Here is a 23,015-nt window from a genome sequence, read left to right on the forward strand (position 1 = left end):
ATTCGAACCTTGCGGGAGGATCGGCAGACATTGGACATTCGTCGCGAGTTGGAACGCTTGAGCTCCGGTGAACTGCAAAGTGGCATGTTAGAAGTAATGGATACATTGCGGAATGATCCGAAATTGTTCCATACAAACTACTTTCTCATAGGCTTGTTTGGAGCGGAGCTCTATCGCCGTGATGGTGAGGCAGCGCTCGAATGGGCAGAGAAGCAGGAAATTGATGTAGACAGATTTAATCAAAGGGCGATTAGCTCTATTTTGAATGCCGCTGCGGCTTCTTCTCCTTCGGTGTTGAAGCGTTGGATCGATCGGTTGCCGGACAATCTTCAGCAATGGGAGGTTGCACAATATTATTTGATCGCAATTAACTCCGCTGCAAGTCGTGGTGCGGAAGATTGGAGCGAGGCGGCACAAATCTTCGCAGGATATTGGACTGGAGCTCCCTATTACCCGGATGATTTTGATTTCTCTCGCATGCTCAAAGATGCACCAAATGGTTCAGGGGTGAACGATGCTCTCTGCTATTGGGCAGCTAAAGATAAGGAAGCCGCGTGGGTGGGCATGAAGTCGATTTATGATGGAGGAGAGCAAGGTGGAGAGTTTTCTCTTGGGTCTTTGTGGAAAGGCGTTGCGGCTACTGAGGGTAGTCAGCCAGCGCTTGACTGGGTGGTTTCCCATCTTGATCAAATTCCAGAAAATTCCCGTGAGTCAGCAATTGAAGGTCTTGCTCGGGAAGTGAGGAACCGTCCTGAAGATTTTGGGGCATTACTCAAAGCCTTGCCGAAAGAAGCAGATCGGCTCGCTGCAGCTGAAGAGATGTTGGTTAACCCATCTATGCCGAAGCAAGTGAAGGCGGCTTTGAATACTTTGCCGAGGCAGGAGCAAATGGCCGCACTTTTGAAGAGGGCAAAGTATTTTGCAAAATCGTATCAAGAGGAGTCGAGTCGAGCTGCAATCAATACCCGCATGGAGTCCTCCATGGATCTCTTCAACCTCAATGCCGACGAACGAGCGCAGGTGATGGCTGAGCTGAGTGGATCTTCATCAAGCACATCTCCGTGATTGCTTGAAGGTGCGGTTCTGACAACTTGGATGGCGATTATGATCCATATGTCATGTTACCTATCAAAGTTCGTAGCTCATATGCAGATACACATTTAGTTTTTAGGGAAAGTTCTTATGGTCTTAGGTAATAAATTGAATAATGATTCAAAGTGGCTTGTCAAAGGTGAGTGGGATGCTGCGGAATATTGGCTTAACCTTAATGTGCAATGAAACGATTATTGATTTTCATATTAATTGCAATCTCGGCCATGTCTTGTGTAGCCGATGAAATATCTGACCTGAGGGATACATTGGTAGGCTACCGGAAGTCAGTTGATGAATATAAAAAATTGCCATCATCCGATGCGATTCCGGAAATTGGTAGATTGTTATTAAAAACGTCGCAAGCAGCAAGGTTTAAAATTGTTATCGATGAGCGTGAGGAAACTCTTCTTTATATCAGTAGTATCTTGAAAGAAATACCCGGTCATGCTACCTATTACCGTGACCGAATTTTAGAAGCTAAAGCTAAAATCGACCAGAGCCCAATAGAGGCTCAAGGTCCTTTGTATAACGCCTACATGACAGCGATGATGTATGGGATGCAAACGCTTCAGGAACTACCGAGTCCTGAAACCGTCGAGGTTCTTGGGGAAATGCTTTCCGATGATTGGACACCGGGCTTTTTTGAAAATTACCAAGGAACAGGTTATAGTACTAAAGACCGGCCTTGGCTATGGGCAATGACAGCTCTCGTGCAACTGCCCTTGGAAGGGCGGCCGGCCAACACAAGGGCAACGTATGAGTCTTTTTGCGCAGACATTCCTGCTTGGAGGCATTGGTATGCACAGATCAAAGCTGGCACACGTAAGATCCGATTCGAGGGCGATCCGAAAGAATATTCGTTGCCCGGTGCTGGAGAATCAGAAGTCGGGTCTCTGGTTCGCACCACACGCCGGCCCGATGTCTCTGCACAGCTTTCAGCAGCCAAGGCGAACGAACGATCTTCGGCACCATGGCCGGTAGTCATCACTTTTGTCCTCGCGGCTGGTTTGCTGGTTTTTGTAGCAGTTCGAGTAATGCGCAACCGAGAGTCTTCCTGAAGTTTGTCGGACAAGCTCCAGCATTGCTAAAATGTTCCGCCTTTGTCATCCTACTGCGCAATGAGAGGAATGCTCTTTTGGATGCTTGGTGCGGCAGTTTGCTTTGGCGACGCGAAGCTAAATTTTGCCAAGGGCGTTCTCGAAGAGGCGCGGGGCAATCACGCGGCGGCGGGTCAGGATTTTGAAGCGGCAATCGTGGAAGACCCACTGGCGATTCCGTTGGTCCAAAAGGTCGCCGGCTATCGAATGATGGATGGCGATCGCGATGGTGCATTAGAGCTTTTTCAGAATCTGTCGAAAATGTCACCGGACCGGCTGGAGGCTCAATTGCTATTCGGCGAGTTCATGGAATCAGAAGGTGGCACTCAGGAAGCCATGGATTTCTATGAAAAGCAGCTCGCGACCTTTCCGGGGGAAACCGTGATGCTGGGGAAGTTGCTGAACGACGCTCGCGAACGAGGAGACCGGGAAAAAGCCCTACAGTGGCTTGATCAACTGCGACCTGATGATCCGGCAGCGGTTGAAATGTATGCCTCGGGGATGAAGAGCATTTACGATTCTGAAGACCCGGTTGCCGCTCGCAAGGTGGATGAGCGGTATCTTGAGGGCTTTGAACTTCACCCGGACGATCGGGGGCTTGCACGCGCCACGTCTGAGCACTTCCGCACGACTGGCAGGATGGATGAGGCGGCGGAGGTGTTGCGCCAGCATGTGCAGGCGGCTCCCTGGTCGCTGGAACTTAAGACGCGGCTCGGGGTCCTGCTTTTCTCTGCTGGACGCGATGAAGAGGGGCTGGAGGAGCTGAAGGAAGTCATCGCCATTTACCCCAAGGACGGATTGGCACACAAGGCGTTGGCGAAGTATTACCGGCTCCACGACGATGAAGCGGCAGCGCGCGATCACGCTGCGGAGGTGTTGAAAATCCGCAGTGGCTCGGCCCGCGAATTTCTGGCGCTGGCGGATGAATACCTGGCGGCAAACGATCCACGATCGGCCCGGCTTTTGCTGGAGCGTGCGGTGTTCGATTATCCGGGAAAAGTGGATCTGGCGATGAAGCTGGCGATTGCGACCAGTCGTGACCCGGAGTCGAAATCGCGTGCAGGGCGGTTGATTCGCGAAGCGGAAGCCGAGATGCCCGAAGGGACAACCATGGAGCCCGAATTTCTGGTCGAGTCCGCGAAAGTTTTGCGCGAGGGCGGCCAGCAGGATGCCGCTGAAGAGCGCTTGCGCGTTGCGATCAAAACTTTCCCGAAGGACGCAAAAGCTGACACGGCCGCGGCGCTCCGGCAGTTGGCGGATTGGTGGGACGAGCAGGGAAAAAACGAGAATGCGGCGCAGTCCCTGCGCAAACGGGCGGACGCGCTGGCCCCGGAATGACTAAGAAAGACTTGCGCGGAGGTCAGTGGTCGCCTAATCCGCTGGCATGGCTCTTGAGACCACTTTGATTTTGTTTAAACCAGATGCGCTCCAAAAGAACGTGACTGGTCAGGTATTGTCCCGCTTCCAAGCAGAAGGATTTGTCATCCGCGGCATCAAAATGATGAAGCTGAGCGACGAAATCCTGGCTGAACACTACGCGCACATCGCTTCCATGCCGTTTTTCCCATCGGTTCGCGAGTTCATGCAGGAAACCCCTGTGATCGCTCTCGCCCTTGAAGGTGAAAACGCGATCGCTCGCGTGCGCGATCTGCTCGGCCCAACCGACTCGACCCAAGCTGCTGCTGGCACCATCCGTGGCGACTTCGGCTTCAAGGATTCCGATTCGAAAATGCGCAACGTTTGCCACGCATCGGACTCTCCAGAAGCGGCTGCTGCGGAGATCAAGCGCTTCTTCAAGGAAGACGAAGTATTTGCCTTTTGAGCTACCTGTGAGCTTTGATTTGCTGTAGGTTGGTGCATGCCGACCTACAGCCTTTTGCAGGAATCTTTGGAGCAATCCATCTCGCTCGATTCACTCCAGGACGCGACCCAGGTGGTGCGTTCCATCACGAGAGCGGATTGCCACCACATCCACCGGGATCTTTACGGCATTGTCGTTTCCGGGCTGCCGCATCCGGAGGCCTTGGCGTTTCAGGCCGAGCTGGCGCGCAGGGACTATCCGACCAGGATTGTGGATGATCGGGATGTGCCCGTTTTGCACGAAGCGTTTGGCATGCAACGCCTGGATCTGATCGGCGACAAGTTGTATTTCACCAGTTCCGCAGGCCGTCGGGAGACCCGTGAATTGAAAGAGCTGGTCTTTATTGCAGCTGGATTTTTTAGCGAAGAACGCTGGGTGGCTGGAAAAGAAATGGTTTGGGAACCGGTCAAAGTCACCAGGTATGGCGTGGATGTGAATCTGAATTACGAGCGCGAAGAAGTGCTCGAGAAGTATCCGACCTTTTTGATGGATTTCTTTTTCTGGAGCATGCCGCACCGGCTGCAACTCCGCGTGTCTGATGCTTCGGTTGCTTTTTTCAACGATGAAGCGCTGAAACTCAAAAACATGCCTTCCTTTGTGGCGATGATGGGAAAGGTCGCGCAACTGCTACCTGCTGAGCGGATGAATTCCGGGATGTTGCGGCGAATGGACCCGTTCGCTTACCCTGCCAAAAGATCCTATGAAGAGGAAATCCGCTGGCATTTCAGCGGTTTCAGAGATGCTGACTGCGTGAAATAGCAGTCGAAATCTTGTCAGGAACCAATTGCCGGTTAATCTACCCCATGCATTGGATGGATGGTGAAGTGGTCGCGTGGCTGAGCTTGATCGGCGTGGTTCTGTTGCACGTGATCGGCGTGTTGCATGTTTTGCACGCGGTGATGAATGTGAGGACGGCGCAGGGGACCATCGCGTGGGTGGTTTCCCTAGTCACTTTTCCTTATCTGGCGATTCCACTGTATTGGTTGCTGGGGAGAAACCGGTTTGAAGGTTACGTGCGGGGTCGGCGTGCGGATGATGAGGATTTGGCCAGGCTCGCGAAGTCGATGTACGAACGGGTGAAGCAATACGAAGTGGATGTGCCCTACGACGATGCGTTTGCCCGGGCCGCCCAATTGTTAGGCGGACTGCCGTTCACCCGGGGAAATGATCTTGAGCTTTTGATCGATGGTGAGCAGACGTTTTCACGCCTCTTCGAGCAAATCCGCCAGGCGAAGAACTACGTTTGCGTGAATTTCTACATCGTGAAGAGCGACCGGATCGGCCTCAAGTTCCGTGACTTGCTGATCGAAAAAGCCAACCAGGGAGTGCGAATTTGGTTTTTGTTTGATGAGTTCGGATCGCACAAACTGCCACGGAAGTATCTGAATCAATTGAAGGCAGCCGGAATCGAGTGCCGCTCCTTCGGCGCGAACCGGCATTGGTGGTCGAGGTTGCAGCTGAATTTCCGCAATCACCGCAAAGTGGTGGTGGTCGATGGCAAAATCGGATTCATGGGCGGACTGAACGTGGGGGATGAATACCTCGGCCGCAGCCAGAAATTCGGACAATGGCGAGATACCCACCTCGAAATCCGGGGGCCAGCGGTGCAGGCATTGCAGATGGTTTTCCTCGGCGATTGGTATTGGGCGACCGGCGTGGTGCCGCCGGAACTGGAATGGGAAATCGAGACCGATCCTGCGGACGAAGTGTCGGCGATCATCCCCACCGGTCCCGCAGACCCTGGAGATTCCTGGAAATTGATGGTGGCGGAGGCGGCAAATACTTCACGCCAGCGTCTGTGGATTGCCTCGCCTTATTTTGTCCCGGATGACGGTGCGCTTACCGCTCTGCAAACTGCCGCACTGCGTGGCGTCGATGTGCGGATTCTGATCCCGGAACGCGCTGACCACTTGCTGGTATGGCTGTCAGCGTTTTCCTACTACGAGCAATCGATTCCCTACGGCGTGAAGTTATACCGTTACCATCGGGGCTTCCTGCATCAGAAAGTCATGTTGGTGGACGATCGATTGGCCACCGTCGGCACTGCGAATTTGGACAATCGATCGTTCCGGTTGAACTTCGAACTCACCGCGCTTTCCCCTGACAAAGGCTTCGTCGGTGAGGTGGAGGCCATGCTGACCGAGGATTTTGAAAACGCCTCGCTCGCGATGTTGTCGGATTTCAGAAAGCGCTCCTTCTTTTTCAAAGTCGGAGTCCGGGTGGCGCGGTTGTTTGCACCGATTCAGTAGAATTGGTGAATTGATAAGGTTAAATCTGACTCAACCCGTTAGATACGCGAGTCACTCAAGGACCATCACGTTTAGTATTACCGACTGGATTGCTCACACCTATACAAAGACTTCTTTCAACCTTGGAAACATAAAATAGATAGCTTTTACATCGACTCCAGAGCGATATTATGGTAGATTCTTACTATTATAATCTTGCGCCGCCGTAGTCGGTTGTATCTAAACTTTCGTATGTACTCGCTTACTTGCTTGTTTGCTGTAATCTGTTGAGTATCGAGATTTTAGTTTTTTCATCTTGGAGTTTATTTGCCCATTCCATGGCTGTCGCGAGTTCTCCGTAACTTTCAGCTGTATCAATAAATGCATTTATCATAGCATCGCTTTGAGTATTGCTTAAATATTGTTGATTGGTGTTGAACCAATTATAGGCACCTGAGATATCAGAATTTAAGTATCTTTGCATGCCCTTTTTTAAATTTTCTACACCCGATGAATCAGAATTCTCGGACAATAGTGACATTGCTTTCTCCGGATTTGCAATCACCATCTTTGAAATTAAAAATGAATTAACATCTGAAGTTTTAGTTGTCTCGTTTGTGGTTAGATTTAACTTATTCCAATTGTCAAACGGATCTAAAGATGAATCAAGTTTCAATACTTCAATGTAATCTTTTGGCGAGATTTGATTCTGATTCAGAAATTCTGCAGCTAAATTGACAATGGCGGCATGTTCTTTTTGAGGGTTTTCTCCCTCGACCATGTAATTGGTTAATACTAAAGTGATATTATTTGAAAGTATGAATGGTATATTATTATTCAGCTTGTTTAATTCTTTATTATTTTTAATTTGGTCCAATGATGCAGATATGTTATATGGTCCAAGTCGGCGCAAATATGATCCAATGGCTACTCTGACGTCAAAAGAGTATTCTAGATGTGCCATCTGTTCTAAAATGACTTCATCACTTAATTTAGCATTGTAAAAATAGGCGGAAATTTCTGAATTCCTAACTTCTCCAACATTTGATTCGATTAAATAACGTGCATCATCAGTGAGTCCGGCCAAGCATAATTGTTTGATTATATTGCTGCATAGGTAGGCTCTTTTTCTTATGTCTTTTATATTATTGTAATCGTTAAGAGATTTTTCTGCTTCTTCTAAGGTAATATTATGATTTGATGCAGTTTCGCTGGATCTTATCGAATTTTTAGGGAGCGTTGTCTGATTTCCGGTGTGAGTAATATGATTGTATCGATCATGCTGCTTAGTCGCGATTTCATTTGAATTTTCCTGCCTATTAGGTAAAAATGATTTTACTGTCGTTATTAGACCCAAAGCAACAAGTGTTGCAATGACCCCGCAAACTAGAAATTTTAAACTATTCCGGTGTATGATTGATTTCATAATCTGAGAGGCTAAAGGTGTGGATATTTCAATATTGTTATTATAATCCAACTTGCTCTATAGGAGTCGTTTCTCAAAAGTCTGCTCCACAGGCATTACATTTGTATTTGTAATTAAGAACTTGGGCGCCGTTAATAATAGTTGGATGATTTTCCAAGAGAGTTCTTGATTGTTCGGGATGTTCACACGCGCTTGCGGAGATTGAGCCAATGGGACTTCCTTCTTCACCCAAACTACTTCCAAATGTTAAAACCGAGATCGCTCCAGCAGTTTGAGCTGTTTTTTTCATGAAGCCACGACGTGAGATTTCATTTATGTTATTTATTGTAGTAAATATCAATTCGAAGTAGAGATTCGACTAGCTTGTTAATTGTCTCGTGTCAATTTTTATTTTTTATACCCTGGAAATCTGAGGAAGTGCGACTTTAAGCACCAAATGATAAGTATTGCGCAATACCTAGATTAGTAAGCGAATCCGTACAAAGAACGGCGGAAGCTGTCGCTGCGAGATGGCAGCTCGAGCTTCCGCCGGAAGCTGCCAATTATTCTCTGACTTGAAGTTGATAAAACTCTTCAGGGGTGTCCGGCAGGGATGGGATGGTCATGACTCCGTAGCCGGTTTCGTCGGTCGTGGTGTCCGCAATATCATCCGTGAAGTCGATCAAATCGATCGATGCATTAGCCTGATAGGTGGTATTGGCTTGGCCTTGGAAGGTGATTACGAAATCATACTCTCCCTTTACCGCGGTGAGAATGACTACGGCACTTTCAAAGGTGATCGTAATCGATTGGCTCTGGGTTCCGGATGGGCTGGTAGTGGTCACCGTGTAAGTGGTGGTGCTGGATGGACTGACATTTACCGTCACATAGCCGTTTACCGGAGTGAGGCTACCGATGCCGTTGTTGATCGAAACCGAGGTGACGTCTGAGGCGACTTTGACTTTCAGGGTTGCCTGGCCATTGGAGGTGATGGCTTGGGCACTGGAGGAAAAACCAAGAAGGCCGCTGACGGATGAAAGCCAGGCATCGGCGTGAGCTGCCACATGGCTGTCCGAGGTGTCACCGTCGCCATTCACATCATCGAGAAGGGATTGATAAACGATGACTTCGTCCATGCTGCCCAACCAGAAATTCGTGGCGGCACTTTTCTGGGTCCCGATGCGCCAATTTCCATCCGCTGCCTCAAGCTCAAAGGGGGTGAGAAACACACTGCCATCTGGATTCATGCTGTCAGCGGTGGTGCCTGCCTCGACTCCATCCAGATACCAGCGCATTTCCGATCTCTCGGTATCGACGACCATCACCAAATGAACCCAGGTTTCCGCGTCGAGTGTATCGTCCGCGTCCTTTCTGGCACCAGGCCCGCCGGCCAGGAATGACTCGATCGCCCCGTCACTATCCACGGCGAGATAGCTCCTTCCCAAACCCGTGCCGTCGTTTTGTGAAATGATGGCAGCATCAGCCGGACTGTTGAGATCTCTTTTGACGATGGCTTCGATGGTGAACCCTTGAGTTTGGGCGGCGGGATCGAAAATCAGATCGGTAAGAATGCTTGCCGTTCCGGGGAAGCTGGCGGCTTTGTCCAACGGGCTGGCGTTTCCGGTGACGACTGCGCCAACGAGACTGCCTTCGTGTGGCGCAGCGTTTGGCGCTGAATCGACGATGAGCGATGAGCCCGTGGCTTCGCAAAAGCGGTACCACATGGCGGGCGTGTCGGCTCGGACTGCGGTGGAAAACGAATTTTCTACGGGAAACGTCGTAGTTGCTCCGTCGTCCCCGGTTTCATTGCTCGCTGTCAGCGTGAAACTGGTCGCTGAGGAGGCATCGACATCGGCAAAGCCGGTCAAATCCGTGGAGGTGTGGAGAACGTTTGTGCCGTCCGAGATTTCGATGCTGACCGGATCACCGGCTGTTCCTTCGGCAACAATCCAGTGGAAACGCGTGTTCAGGGTGCCGGGCAACTTCGTTGCCTCAAATGCGGTCACACTGGGTGGCAGACCGACTGGGGTGACCAACTCCGTAGCGATCTTGAAATTGTCCATCGTGACTCCTGTGCCATCGCGCGCATCAAGACCGATGTAGTTTTCATTTGTGCCGCTCCAGGCAAAGCTGCCGCTGCCGATTTCGACCAGATTGTAGAGCACTTGATAGTTCACCACGGTGCCTGCGTTGAAATTGGCGACATCGGCAAATTGGAAATTGACGGTGATGGTTCCGGTTTTGGCGGTCACCAATTTGCCCATCACGTTGCCGGTATTGCCGCCCCACGCGACACTGCCATTCCCACGCAGCGCAATCCAAAAGTCCGAGGCAACTCCACCGGCCGGGCCCGGCACCGGGTTGCCGATGGTGCCATTGACATTGAAGGCACCTGTCATGCTGGGTTGAGTGATATCTGAGCTGCCGACAGCCCATGCATCACGGGTGGCACTTGCTTCCTCCAAGGACATTCCGATCGCAAACGCGCCGCCTTGCTGAGTGGTGGTGCCGGCGTAGGCATTGATCTCCAAAGAAATTGAAAAGGTGCCCGCACTCAAGATCGAGGCGTCAACGAAGTTGTGATTGATGAAGGCGTTGGAAGTTCCGGCGCCAACGGCCAGTTGCAGAGCATTTGAGATGATCTGAGCGCCACCGCCATTGCTCGCATCGGCATCTTGCGCCCCATAAGTTGGAGCTGCATTATTCGGATCCAATTGAGGTTGGCTGTAAACGGTGTCGGCGGATAAAACCGGGCTCGTGTTGGCCGTGATTCCGGTCAATACTTCATCAATATTTCGATTGTCAGCCCGATTGAAGGTATCTTCAAACAAGGTCGCGGCTTGAGACGTCAGTACAATCAACGGGAATAATCCCGCGAGGCGGAGGAGGTTCATGCTGTATGGGTTGTTGCCGCACGACCAGAACTGTCGGTCGTACGATGGGTTGTCTAGTAGGGTGTCCCGACCCTAAAAAACGTTCCATCTGATGATCGAAAAGTTCTCCAACCCGAGTTCAGCATGGTGAACTCAATCTATATTTTAATGAATAATAGATTATCTGATCTGAAATAGGAAAAATACCTATGATCCGACATTAAATTTCTTAAGTAAGCGCATTAAGCATGCCGTAGAAAAATTTACCGGCAGGTAGTTTTTCTGGAAAATTATGGCATGCCGGAAGGCTCTGTTTGCTGGCGTCGTTTGATCGGGCGGATCCAGCGTCCAAAGGATTTTCTGAGGAAGGAATGCAGACGTTGCTGAAACGTTCTGGGGACTGGAGCCGAGCTTACGGCGACCGATTGATGATATACACTAGGCGAGTTCATGGGGGGATTGGGTTTCTGGCCACTCTCATCTTAAGGATAACAGAGCGACCATGATAGGGGGGAATAATCGCAATCTTACGATAGAACCTTCGCGGATTAGGAAGGTTGCAATTGAATGACTAAAAGCATTAATCGCCAGTTACATGCAAGCCAAATGACATTGCCATCTAGGCATTACTGACTGAGTTCGAACTGGCCGAACTCATAGGGATTCGGCACGTCCGGAATTTCCGGCTCGGTGTAAAACCATTCACTGGTAAACCAGGATTCAGGCATTGGCGGCGAAAACGGGCACGGATCTGGGGAAAATTTGGAGTCGAATGAGATGACGATATCTTGAAGATTCAGCAGCTGGATTGGACCAAAAAGCTGACGAATCCGGCTCGCGGAATGAATGATGGTTGGGAGATGATGCTCCGAGAAACTTTCATGAAGGGCAGGCATTTCTTTGGAATCACCAAGATCTTCAGAGTGGAAATCCTGACCGCAAAAAAATGCGCTCGGGATGTTCGCGACAAGAACGTTGTCTGCTATTGCTTCTTTCGGTGTCGAGAAGCCTTCTTGGCCATCCGTCGAAAGTGGCGCTGGAATCAAGCAGGATTCCATCTGAAACGACTGCGAACCGGGTGAATATTGATTCAATACAGCGGTGGATGTTGCGACAATTTTATTGAACCGTTCCAGAAATTCGTCGGCAAAGTATTCAGAAATCACACCATCCAGACTGATGGCGTCTTGCACGGACTCTGCGGGGGCAATCTCAAGCTGTTGTTCGTCTGGGAATCGAAGAACCAGAGTGGATGCCGCAGGGGCTGCTGCTACGGGAAAGAGGCTGACTGCAAGAAAACATCGTATGAAACAAAGATTCTCCATGCGCCAGAGAATCCCCGCTTCGATGCAGATCCGCAATCATAAACATCGTTTATTTTGCGATTTACCAACAAATCTTGCCTTGCACGTGAGGCGCTTCAGGAAACGCGGTGCTATTACTTTTTCAAGAAGGCGATGATGCCGACGAGGCCCAGCACGCCGAGGGTGCTCACTGCCCAAAGCGGGAGACCGGATGAGGGCTTGAGATGATCATATTTGGTCGATCTTTTGGCGATTTCTTTAGATTCCTCCGGGGTCGCGTTGGCAGAGCTGGTGGTGGGAGCGCTTACAGCTTCGAGATCACCGGCAGAAAGCTGAGGTTTGCCAGTTTCGCTGCGGAGTGCTTTCACCTGATCGGCAGTTACGGCTGAGCCGGTGTTGCCAAACGAATTACGAATGTAAGTCAGTACATCCGCGATTTGTTGATCGGATTGATAGGCAAGCGGTTGCATGCCGCCGGGCATGTTGTATTCGGTGCCTTTAACTTTGATGGGGCCTTGAAGGCCGCGAAGCTGGATACGGATCAGATTCTCCACGGGTCCGGCAACCCATTCGGAGCCGGCGAGTGGTGGTGCGGCGGCCGTTCCTTCGCCATTTTGTCCATGGCAGGCAGCGCACACCATGAACTGACCATGGCCGGATTTCAGAATCGCAGGATCAATCGCAGAGGTTTCAGCGTTTGGTTTCGGAGCAGCCTGGTCCGGGGTTGGAGTGGATTTAGGCGCTTCTTGAGCTGGCTCTGATTTGGGAGCCGGGGCGAGAGTCGATGGATCGAATGGTTCCGGCTTTGTGGCTGCTTTCGCTTCGCCACCTTTTTTCAAGCTAGCCAGCCACGCCACGATATCGCGCGCTTCCGCAGTGCTGAGAAGCTCCGCCATCACGGGCATCGCGGAAACCGGCGCGGTGAATGATTCAATGTCGGAGCGTTGGATGCGCACGGCTTTGCCTGCATTATCGAGGTCGATGTAATCATCCGTTTCGGCGATGAGATTGCCACCGAGGGTTGCGCCATTCTTGAAGGTTACCAGAGTTGCTCCGAAACCAGGGGCGATCTGAGCGCTCGGCATCATCATCGACTCCAGGAAATAGCGGCGGTCGTGGCGGTTGGCGATGCCAGCCAGATTCGGACCGGCTTCGCCACCAGCAGAGTGCCCATCTTCCGCACGATGGCAGCGCATGCATTGGCTGGCAGGATTGGACGCGAACAAGGATGCGCCTGCTTCCGCATTGCCACCTTGCAGGGCTGGATTCCATTTCGCCAGCGGATCAGAATTTTCAGCCAATGCCTTCTTCAGATCCGACAAGGCGGTCGCGACTTCCGGCTCGGTGCGTTTCTCAGCAGCGGCCATGAGTTCGATGGCAAATGGCGATACTCCGTTTTTCTGCGCGAGTTGCTGCAAGTGCTGGACGAAATACTCCGCAGCGGTGGCCCCGGGAACGCTGGCGAGAATTGCCCAGGCTTGTTGGCTGCGCGCGGTTTTTCCTGATTCGACCGCAGCTTTCAATGGGGCAACAGCTTGCTCTGGATCGACTGCCGCTAGGCCTTTGAGCGCCGCCAAGGCGACCTCATCCTGTTCATCACCGGCCAGTTGTTTGAGGAATTCGGCCAATCCATCGGGTTTGCCGTCGATGTAAAGATGGAGTGCTGAAGCACGAGCTCCGGCGGGAAGTTTCGGATTCTCGATCAGGCTCTTGAGTGTCGCGGCATCCAAGCCAGCGACATCCAGTTTGTATGAATCGATGAAGTTAAGGGCGGAGGTCAGCACAAAACCGTCCTGGGCAAGCAGCTTGGGCAATGCCGCGCTGAGGGCCTTGCGGATGGGTTCGACTGGTCGTTTCGGCAACGGTGCCCAGTGGCCGGTCAGTTGATCTGCTGGTGGGGGCTCGGACCAGATGGAAATCAAGCGCAGCGCTTCCTTGCGCACTGGCTCGGGAACTTCGGGATCGAGAGCCACTTGAATGACGCGATTCAGGTTCTCCACATCACCGATGCGGAAGGAATTATGAATCAGGCGACGCAGCATGAACGGAGTCCAGGACCGGCTGTGGAGATGATCCAGCAGGGCGGCGACGTCCGGGCGGTGCTCATCGATCGAGAGATCCACAACGGCGCGAATGGCTTCATCGCTGACCTTTTCATCGGAATTCATCACGAAGCGCCAGACATCGGGATTTTTCATCCGGCGCAGAGCGACCACGGCCGCCAATCGAACCGCGGGGGATGGATCGCGGTCGAGATATTCGATATGCACGGATTTGCGGGCCAGACCTTCCAGCGCCATCACGCCTGCATGCCGGAGGTATGGGTCCTTATTGTCATTGCGTCGGAGAAAATCACAGATTGAGCCGAAATTTCCGACGTCGCCGAGTTTGCCGACTGCCATGGCGGCGAAGAATTGAACGCGTGGCGATTCGTCCTTCAGGAGCTTCGCCAGCCCGAGAGGAGCCGGATTCAAGTGGGCATCTCCCAGCACCTTGAGCGCTTGGGCGCGGACTTCTGGATCTTCGTGCTTCACCAAGGGAATCAACCTGGCGATCGCCTGTTTTTGCAAAGTCGCGTTCGGCAGATCTGAGAATCCATCATCGGTTGCAACTGGAACGGCACCGCGGCGAGCGAGAATGCCAAGGCCCCAAATGCCGTGCAGGCGTTCCATGACGTTTGTCGATTGGACCGCTTTGCTGAAAACCTCCAAAGCCTCGGGATGGCGGGTGAGCTCGACTTGTGCGCGAAGGCGAATGCGCGCGTCCGGGTGTTTCAGCAAATGCGCCAGATCCTCGACACTGCGTTTGGTAAATCCTTCGCGCATGATCTTGGCGACATCTTCATCCCCCTCGGCGTGCCAGGCATTTTCTCCAGCGTCCAAGACTACAATGCGGCCATCGTCGTGGGACTGCCAGCCATCGACGAAGTCTGAGATGTAGACTTTTCCGTCCCAGGAATATTCCACATCGGTCGCGCCGAGTCCCCAGGCAAACTTGCGAGCATCCGTCATTTTCATGCCGGCGCCATCCTGCTTCAGTGCAAAAGACCAGACTCCGGAATTGGCCGCGCCGCCCCGGTAGTCACAAATCAAAAAGCGGCCTTGTTCATCCTTGAGAAATCCGGTGCCTGGGTAGTAGGTCAGTCCGGATGGCCCGGAGGTGAGGTAAGCGACCGGCGGCAACATGAAGGCCGGCTGCACATCATTTTTCATTTCCCACATCTTTTCATTCATCCACCGGCTTGGCGGATGTTCCGCGAGGCCGATCTGGCGATGAAAGGTGTGCATCGTCTGGTGCTCCATTTCCCAGCCAGAGTCACCGCCATCCACGAGATAAACGATCCGGGCCGCATCACCTTGGTCCGAATTATTATCCACCGAAATGGCGTCGCCCCACTCGTCGAACGCGATTTCCTTAGGATTCCGCAACCCGGTATGGACGATTTCAAAGCCAGTGCCGTCCGGTTCAAAACGGAACAGAGCACCTTGATCCGGGTAGTGATAAGTCACGCCTTCCTTGGTCGTCAGATCGAATCCACGATCCCCAATGGTGCCGTAGATCCGGCCATCCGGGCCCAGGGTGAAGCCATTCATGTCGTGGCCGGATAGGGAAATCCGGACGCCGAATCCTTCTTCGATGATCTTGCGTTTTTCGGCAATCCCGTCGCCATCCGAATCGCGCAGCATCCAGAGTTTCGGAATGCAGGAAAAATAGAGAGTGCCCTCGTAATAAAACACCCCGGCACCGGTGCCATCCAAGACGTCATTGAAGCCATCGGCGAACACGTTGCTGGTTTCGAAAACGCCGTCGCCATCCTTGTCGACCAATCGCAAGATTTTCTCCGACTTTTCGGTCATGTGCTTCAGCGAAACCTTGTTCTTCCACTTTTCGTGCAAGGCGCGTCGATCCGCCGTTGTTTTTGACGCGAGGTCGTCCAGATACCAATAGAGATTGTCGCGATCATCCTCGACGCCGAATCGGAAACGGAATGTTTCAGAAGCGTAAAGATTGCCCTGGTCATCGAACGTGATGGCGGTGGGTGAGGTGACTTGTTGGTGCTTGAAATCAGCAGCCACCTTCATCGTCAGCTTATTGGAGATCGTTGCACCAGCCACGGCGTCGGTTGCCACCAGCGGGCTTGGCAACGGCTTTCCGTAGCGGGTGGTTTCCGGGAATTTGGGTTTCGGGTTGTCCGTGAAAAGGATTTGGTCGACCCCGATCATGCCCCAATTGCCCTTTGCTGAATCGAAGATCCGAATTTGGGCGGTCTTGCCTTTGAATTCGGTGACATCCCAAGTGGTCGGGCGCAGCTGGAGATCATTGATGCCGGTGGCAGAGCGGACCGGCTTGCCATCGACGAGCAATTCAATCCCGGTTTCCCCCGGATGATTGCCGCCGCAGATGAGGAAGCAGATGTAGGTTTGCTCAATCTTGAACTCCGGTGAAATCAGGGCACCGGTGACGTCGTCCCCGCCGTTTGCGGAACCCGCTAGCGAATCTCCGGAATAGCCCTTGAATTCGCCGTTCATGCCCTGGGATTTTTCGACCACGGGAGCCAAGCCAAAGGCGGTCCCTTCGACCTTCCAATCGCCAAATCCATCGCCTTCAAATGCTTGAAATACCTTGGTTTCTGCATGCAAAGGGGCAGCGGCAGCAAGTGTGGCGAAGAGCGGAACAGAAAATCGTTTCATGAGGAAAATCGATGAATTGGGCTTAGGTCGTAAGGACTAATCTCGACGCGGCAGCTTGCCAAATAGAAAGGCGGTGGCGCGAGGAGCTTGGATACGCGCGGGAAATCCCAAATCATTCCCGAAATCCAAGGAAATCAATGGGCCGCAGGCAGTGCCGCAAGAATCCTGGAAACGGTGAAGTCGATTTCTTCCGGCGATAATGCGAACGGTGGGGTCAATGCCAGGACATGGCCCTCCGGCGCATCGGGTAGGAGGATGAGACCGTCTTTGAGTAATTGCACGACCATCTGGATCACGAAATCGCCCGCTAGGCGACCGTCCGGGTAGCGGAATTCAATGCCTTTCATCAATCCAGCACCGCGAATTTCATGAACCATCGGGTGAGAGGATAGTCGGGCTAAAGCTGCATCCAGATTTCTCGTGCTCTCGGCAACGAGCCCGGCCGTTTGTGAACTGAGGTGCGCATCGAGCGAGGCGATGGACATGGCGCACCCCATCGGGTTCCCGAGAAACGTGCTGGTGTGCAATGCCTCGCCATGAGTCTCCGGCCAGGCGTCCATGACTTCACTTTTGCCGACGCATGCCGAGATCGGGAAACCGCCACTGAGCGCTTTGCCAAGGCAGATCAAATCCGGGACGATGCCGAACCGTTCGCAGGCAAACAGGCAGCCGGTGCGGTGGAAACCGGTGTAAATTTCATCAAAGATCAGCATCACTTGGTGTTCATCGCACCAGGTTCTCAGTTCTTCGAGAAAGGCATCATGCGGGACCACAATGCCGCCGCGTCCTTGAATTGGCTCGACCAGAATGGCCGCGATGTTGCTTGGATCAACCGCGGCGAGCGCTGCCTGGAAGTGCGCGATCGAGCCTTCGTTTCCCTTGCGTGGGTAGGGCAGGCGATGGGTGATTCCAGCGAGTTGAGGATCGAAGGGTTGCCGAAACCACGGGATGCCTGCGCCGAGGAGGGCACCATAGCCGAGGCCGTGGTAAGCATTTTCAAAGGTGATGATTTCCGCTTTGCCAGTCGCCAGCGTCGCCGTTTTCAAGGCGGCCTCGACCGCTTCAAAGCCAGAGTTGCCGAGCAGAACCTTGCCGTTTTTGCCGGTCCAGCGTTCGAACGTTGCAGCAGAGAGTTTTTCGCAAAGCTCCACCTTCAGGCGCGCCGGATGGACATCGCCCATGGCGTGTAGCAGCATCTCGGATTGATCCCGCAGTGCTTTTTGGGCAAATCCGTGGCCTAAACCGGCGACACCGAAAGCGCTGGTGAGGTCCAAAAATCGATTGCCATCGGCGTCCCACACATTGCTACCCTCTGCCTTTTCCCAAAAAATGGGCCAATCCGCCGATAAATACGTGGTATTCCGGCATTCAACCTCCCGCAGCCGGTTCGCCAGTTGCTGGGATAGGGGGCCTGGGATGGCGGTCTGGATCGCAGGAAGCACGGCGCAGCATCACGGCTCGCCGCTGCCAAGTCCATCGTTGAATCATCGCGGATTCTGCTCAGGCGGCACCACTGCGCACCTTTTGCAACATGTGCAGGGTGATTTTGCGGATTTCAGCTTTGCTGTCCTCGATGTGGGTGCGCAGGAGCGCCCGGGCGTGATTCGCTTTCCCATCCAGGATCAGGTGCAGAATTTCCGCATGCTCTTCGTAAGTGATGTCAACCCTGGCCTGCTGGGTGAAATCGAGGTGCCGGATGATGCGGATTCTCTCGGTGATGTCCTGGTGAATGCGCGCCAGTTCGGTGTTGCCGGATGCCTCAACCAATTGACCATGAAAGCTTTCGTCCAAGGCACAAACCGCTACGGGATCGGTCAGGCGATTCGCCGGGTCGGTGAACCAAGTGTGGGCGAGCCGATCCAGAATGGGCATGGCGGCGCCGGCGCACAGGCGATCCACGGTGGCGAGTTCCAGAATGGTCCGAACGTCGTAAAGTTGTTCAAACTGTGGGAGATCGAACGATTTTACCTGCCAGCCGCTGCGGAAATGAACTTCCACAAACCCATTTTGTTGCAGGCGATTCAGCGCTTCGCGCACCGGAGTGCGGCTCGCTTGCATCCGGTTGGCGATCTCTGTCTCGGTAAATCGTTCTCCAGGAATGAGCTGGAAGCCGCAAATGTCCTGTCGTAATCGCGAATAGATGCGATCCGTGAGATTCTCAGGACGATCCGAAGAGCTGGTGGATGGTTTGGCCGGCGTCATGCGTGGGAACAGGTAAAAGCGAACCGGAAGCGGGCGGATGGGTTGGAGTTGCAGCAATCGACGTGCCGCTCATGCGGCTGAAATCTTCCAAATGGCGAGGCACGCGAATGCGATGAGGATGCATAGAGCAAGGATTCCACCAATGCGATCCACAAGATGAGTTTTTGGTCGATAAGCGGAAACCGACCGCGGAAAGACGAGCGCCGCGTAGACCATTCCGGCGACTAGCCCGCCTGCGTGAGCGGCGTTATCGATGAATTTATGGCCCAGAAGCCCGATCAAAGCCGTGAGGAAAACCGCGGCGAGCAATCGGCGCCGGGCGCTGCGGGGGACAAGTCTGGAGTGCAGAGTTTCGAAAATGAGGAGAAATCCAAGCCATCCCATCAGGCCGCCGGAGGCTCCAACAGATGGAGCTTCAACGAAATGGAGTGAGGCTTCGCCTCCAGCCCAAGCCGAGATCAGGAAGACCAGGGGGAGATGTGGCCAGCGGGCGAAGACTTCCAGACGTTTACCGAGGTAGAGCAGCGCTGCTCCGTTCAGGAACAAGTGAACCGGATTTCCGTGTAAAAACGGGCCGGTGAAAATTCTCCACCATTCACCCTGGCGATACGCTTCTTTGTCCAAACCGGCTGCGGCGATCCCATTCCCTGGTAGCATTTGCGCAAGTCCGACCAAAAGGATCAGGCCGAGTATGAACCAGGTGACGGGTGCTTTTTGTCGATCCAGCCAAATGCTGAAGCGGACGAGCGGCACATGGGCGGAAGCGGACCATTGGCCAAGTTCGGCTTGTTGCTTCCGTGCCTGATACCAGGGGATCGCGGCGAACATGACAGATAGGAGGAAGCAGATTTCCACCCAGGTGGAATTGAGCGCGGCCCTCAACGCGTTGAGAAAATCGTGCTGCAGCCGAAGCTCGGCGTTCAGCGTGTAGACGAAAAGCACGGCAAAGATGGTCCCGCTCCATTGGAGTTTGCGGGAGGCCGTGTCCAGATCATCACTCGACCAGCGACGCCGGGCTTCTAAAACCGAGGTTTCCAGATGGGGAATTTCCTCTGGAACCATCATTCGTGGACGATCCGGGGTCCAAACCAGGCAGACCGCGCTTTCTCGATCGTTGCGAACGGCTTCCGCGAGTGCCTCCAGAGACTCGCAGGGATGGTTGATATCCTTTGGATCAACCCAACCCCAGCCTGATGGAGCTGGGGGAAATGCTTCCGGACGCGCCCATATTGGTGCGTCCGGTGCGGCAGTCGCGGCTTCGTTCACGCCGCAAAAGCGTTACTGACCTTCGGTTTTTTCTCCGGGATTTGCCGGAGTTTCTTCGGTTTCAGTCGGAGCTGGCTCGACAGCAGGTGCATTCTCGTCGGCAGGCGCTGGCTCAGAAACATCAGGTGGGACATTTTCTGGAGCTGGTTGCTCCACAGGTTCCGTAGGTGGCACGGTTGATTCCGGCACCGCAGGGGTGGAAGGAGCCACTGGAGCCACCGGAGTAACAGGTGGGAGGTCTTCAGTAAGAGATTTTGGCTTTGCAGGTTCTGCAGGGGCAGCAGTTGCTTCGGCGGTCTTCTTCGGCTGGAGCAGTGAGACTTGCTTGTTCTTCAAGCCGATCAAGTTGGCGAGGATCAAGCTGAGGACGAAGAATGCGATACCAAAGTAAGCGGTGCTGCGTTGCAGAACGTTGGTGGTGCGGGCACCGAAAACCTGATCCGTGACGCCGGAGCCGAACGCTGCACCAAGGCCTTCTTGCTTGGGGCGTTGCATGAGAATGACCAGAGTCATCAAAGCGCAAATTAAGACGAAGACGATAAGAAGCGCAGTAATGCTCAAATCGAGCCAGGGAATCGCAGCGAGAGTCATGGGCGCGGGACTATGGGGAGGTGATCTTGCGTTGTAAAGCGGGGTTTTTCAGGATAAAAACTGCAGCTCAAACGGTCGAAATCGGTTCAATTTGCTACGGGTGGGAATTCCTTCATCTTTCCAAGAATTTGATTTGGAATGATTTCGGATGGAGATCATGTGTTTTTGCGCTCGACCCAGCAGCTGGATATCCTGAAATTTAGTTCAGCTTCCCAAACTAATGAATGGCCCGATTGTCGGGAGTTACTGTTGTAATCCATGAAATTTTTCCTCTTCGCCGTTGTCTGGGTCCACCTGGTTCTCATTTCCCATGGCCAGGAATTTCTGGCGGATTTGGAGCAGCGGCATGGCGGAAAACTCGGGGTTTTCGCGATCGATACCGAAACGGGTCGAGAACTGGGAACTCATCAGCAAGAACGGTTTCCGCTGTGCAGCACTTTCAAACTGATGGCAGCAGCGGCGATTTTGAAGAAGAGCGAAAAAGTCGATGGCTTGCTTGAGCGGCGAATCCATTTCACGTCGGACGATCTGGTTTCATATTCTCCCGTGACCGAAAAGCATATCGCGGATGGCATGACCGTGCGGGAACTTTGCGCGGCGGCTTTGCAATACAGCGATAATACCGCAGGGAATTTACTGATCCGAGAACTTGGAGGGCCGGCTGCTGTCACGGCTTTCGCCAAATCGATCGGGAATCGCTCGTTCCGTCTCGATCGTTGGGAGACCGAGCTGAATACCGCGATTCCCGAGGACCCGCGCGATACCGTCACTCCTGCGGATATGGCACAGAGTCTGAAATCGCTCACTCTTGGTGATCTTCTTTCCTCAGCGAGCAGGCAACAACTCATTGACTGGCTGAAGGGAAACACCACTGGCGCGAAGCGGATTCGAGCTGCGGTGCCGAAAGGTTGGGGAGTCGGGGATAAAACAGGATCGGGCGCTTACGGTGCCGCGAATGATATTGCCGTGATCTGGCCTCCGGATCGAAAACCGATTGTGATCGCCATCTATCATCGGCAAGCGCAACAGGATGCGGAATGGAACAATGAGGTGATCGCCCAAGCTGCCGAACTGGTTTTGGCCGAATTCCTGAAGGCTCCGGTCAAGGTCGGCGAATGATGCCGGATCAGGATTTAACGATTGGCGCTTGATCCGGAAACGCCGCACGGAGCAAGGTTTGGGGCCGATGAAAGAATGGTTCGCGGAACTGGAGAGCTGGGGGGCGGACGTGATTTTCGGCCGTGCCCGGGGATTTCGCGCGACGATGATGCGGATGCTGATGAGCCTGCTATCGGTGATTTTTCGGGTGCTGGTCCAGACCCGGTTGATGCTTTTCCGGACGGGATGGAAGCCGCAACACCATTTGGGAACCAAGGTGATCTCGATTGGAAACCTGACGATGGGGGGGACGGGGAAAACGCCAGTGGTCGAGCTTTTGGCCAAATCGCTGCGGGATCGTGGCCGAACCGTGGCGATCTTATCCCGGGGTTACAAAAGTAAAAAACTGGCGAAGGCCCAGAAATGGCAGCGGTCTGATGGCAAGCTGGTTCCGGCTGACAAGATGCCGAAAGTCGTCTCAACCGGTTCCGCCTTGCTGCTGGATTCCCGCTATGCCGGGGACGAGCCGTTCATGCTGGCCAAGAATCTGGATGGCGTTTCCGTGGTGGTGGATAAGGATCGGGTCAAGGGAGGACGTTTTGCGATCAATGAGCTGGGTGCGGACACGCTTCTGCTGGATGATGGAATGCAATATCTCGGACTCGCGCACGGCATCGATATTGTGTTGGTCGATGCGCGATCGCCCTTTGGTACGGAGGCGCTGCTGCCGCGCGGGACATTGCGTGAGCCACCGAAGAACCTGCGCAGGGCGAGCTACATTTTTATCACCAAGTGCGATGGCTCTGATAACAGTGCGCTGATTTCCAGAATCCGCCGCTACAACAAGACCGCCGAGATCATGGAATGTGATCACGGTCCGATTCATCTGGAAAATGTCTTCACCCGCGAGCGCAAGCCTTTGGAATTCCTGCAAGGCAAATGGACGGCAGCGGTCAGCGCGATCGCCGTCCCGGAGAATTTTGAACGCTCCCTGAAGAAACTAGGGGCCAGGGTGGAAGTGCGGCGCCACTTTCCGGATCATTACCGATTTAGCCGGAAGGATATCGATCAGGTGATGCAGCGCTGCGTGGAGCGCGACATGGAGCTCATTGTCACTACGGAAAAGGACGCGGTGAGATTCCCGCGTCCTTCCGAATTGAATGTGCCGATTTATTTCCTGCGCATCGAGGTGGATATCCTCAAGGGAGCGGATGTTTGGGATCGGATGATCGATCGCCTTTGCACTCCGTATCCGCCGCAGGAGCATGTGCTGCGGACACGGCATGCTTACCGCGCTTGAGGAAAAA

The 23,015-nt window shown here is 53.3% G+C and carries 16 protein-coding genes and 1 pseudogene; 8 read left to right on the forward strand and 9 right to left on the reverse strand.

All coding sequences use genetic code 11. The annotated features are described in order from the left end of the window. The first annotated feature begins 48 nt into the window (after positions 1-48). The 6 genes from JIN85_RS11740 (at position 49) to cls (ending at position 6,299) form a co-directional block, all read left to right on the forward strand. The gene (locus JIN85_RS11740; protein ID WP_200270892.1) at positions 49-1,065 is read left to right on the forward strand and encodes a hypothetical protein; all 1,017 of its coding nucleotides are present in this window, start codon (positions 49-51) and stop codon (positions 1,063-1,065) included. A gap of 209 nt (positions 1,066-1,274) precedes the next feature. After that, on the forward strand, positions 1,275-2,150 hold the full coding sequence (locus tag JIN85_RS11745; protein WP_200270894.1) for a hypothetical protein: 876 nt from the start codon (positions 1,275-1,277) through the stop codon (positions 2,148-2,150). 60 nt (positions 2,151-2,210) lie between these two features. Then, a complete protein-coding gene (locus JIN85_RS11750; protein ID WP_200270896.1) occupies positions 2,211-3,527 on the forward strand; it encodes a tetratricopeptide repeat protein in 1,317 nt (438 codons plus the stop codon). Between the two features lie 46 nt (positions 3,528-3,573). After that, entirely contained in the window at positions 3,574-4,011 is a 438-nt protein-coding gene (gene ndk / locus JIN85_RS11755; RefSeq protein ID WP_200270898.1) for a nucleoside-diphosphate kinase, read from the forward strand. A 36-nt stretch (positions 4,012-4,047) separates the two neighbouring features. After that, on the forward strand, positions 4,048-4,809 hold the full coding sequence (locus JIN85_RS11760) for a hypothetical protein (RefSeq protein WP_200270899.1): 762 nt from the start codon (positions 4,048-4,050) through the stop codon (positions 4,807-4,809). Positions 4,810-4,853: 44 nt separating this feature from the next. Then, positions 4,854-6,299, forward strand: a complete 1,446-nt coding sequence (gene cls, locus JIN85_RS11765; protein WP_200270901.1) for a cardiolipin synthase — start codon at positions 4,854-4,856, stop codon at positions 6,297-6,299. Between the two features lie 241 nt (positions 6,300-6,540). On the opposite strand, the gene JIN85_RS11770 is transcribed toward cls, so the two are convergent. From JIN85_RS11770 to secG, 9 genes are all read right to left on the reverse strand, one after another. Beyond that, the gene (locus JIN85_RS11770; RefSeq protein ID WP_200270903.1) at positions 6,541-7,704 is read right to left on the reverse strand and encodes a hypothetical protein; all 1,164 of its coding nucleotides are present in this window, start codon (positions 7,702-7,704) and stop codon (positions 6,541-6,543) included. A 73-nt stretch (positions 7,705-7,777) separates the two neighbouring features. Next, a complete protein-coding gene (locus JIN85_RS11775; protein ID WP_200270905.1) occupies positions 7,778-7,993 on the reverse strand; it encodes a hypothetical protein in 216 nt (71 codons plus the stop codon). Between the two features lie 253 nt (positions 7,994-8,246). Beyond that, complete coding sequence (locus JIN85_RS11780; RefSeq protein WP_200270907.1) at positions 8,247-10,577, reverse strand: LamG domain-containing protein; 2,331 nt, start codon at positions 10,575-10,577, stop codon at positions 8,247-8,249. Positions 10,578-11,182: 605 nt separating this feature from the next. Beyond that, a complete protein-coding gene (locus JIN85_RS11785) occupies positions 11,183-11,881 on the reverse strand; it encodes a hypothetical protein (protein ID WP_200270909.1) in 699 nt (232 codons plus the stop codon). A gap of 113 nt (positions 11,882-11,994) precedes the next feature. Next, on the reverse strand, positions 11,995-16,551 hold the full coding sequence (locus tag JIN85_RS11790) for a DUF7133 domain-containing protein (RefSeq protein WP_200270911.1): 4,557 nt from the start codon (positions 16,549-16,551) through the stop codon (positions 11,995-11,997). Positions 16,552-16,685: 134 nt separating this feature from the next. Beyond that, a complete protein-coding gene (locus tag JIN85_RS11795; RefSeq protein WP_200270913.1) occupies positions 16,686-17,993 on the reverse strand; it encodes an aspartate aminotransferase family protein in 1,308 nt (435 codons plus the stop codon). Between the two features lie 58 nt (positions 17,994-18,051). Then, on the reverse strand, positions 18,052-18,753 hold the full coding sequence (locus tag JIN85_RS11800; RefSeq protein WP_200270915.1) for a GntR family transcriptional regulator: 702 nt from the start codon (positions 18,751-18,753) through the stop codon (positions 18,052-18,054). A 69-nt stretch (positions 18,754-18,822) separates the two neighbouring features. Beyond that, positions 18,823-20,019 (reverse strand): rhomboid family intramembrane serine protease, encoded by a 1,197-nt coding sequence (locus JIN85_RS21955; RefSeq protein ID WP_200270917.1) that lies wholly within the window; start codon positions 20,017-20,019, stop codon positions 18,823-18,825. A 12-nt stretch (positions 20,020-20,031) separates the two neighbouring features. Further along, positions 20,032-20,610, reverse strand: coding sequence for a preprotein translocase subunit SecG (gene secG, locus JIN85_RS11810; RefSeq protein ID WP_200270919.1), 579 nt, complete (start codon positions 20,608-20,610; stop codon positions 20,032-20,034). Positions 20,611-20,925: 315 nt separating this feature from the next. Here secG and bla point away from each other — a divergent pair. Continuing rightward, positions 20,926-21,729, forward strand: a pseudogene (bla, locus tag JIN85_RS11815) (class A beta-lactamase); the annotation flags it as partial. A 67-nt stretch (positions 21,730-21,796) separates the two neighbouring features. After that, a complete protein-coding gene (gene lpxK, locus JIN85_RS11820; RefSeq protein WP_200270923.1) occupies positions 21,797-23,008 on the forward strand; it encodes a tetraacyldisaccharide 4'-kinase in 1,212 nt (403 codons plus the stop codon). The last annotated feature ends 7 nt before the right edge of the window (positions 23,009-23,015 follow it).

It is taken from the genome of Luteolibacter pohnpeiensis, assembly GCF_016595435.1.
Classification (GTDB): Bacteria; Verrucomicrobiota; Verrucomicrobiia; order Verrucomicrobiales; family Akkermansiaceae; genus Luteolibacter; species Luteolibacter pohnpeiensis.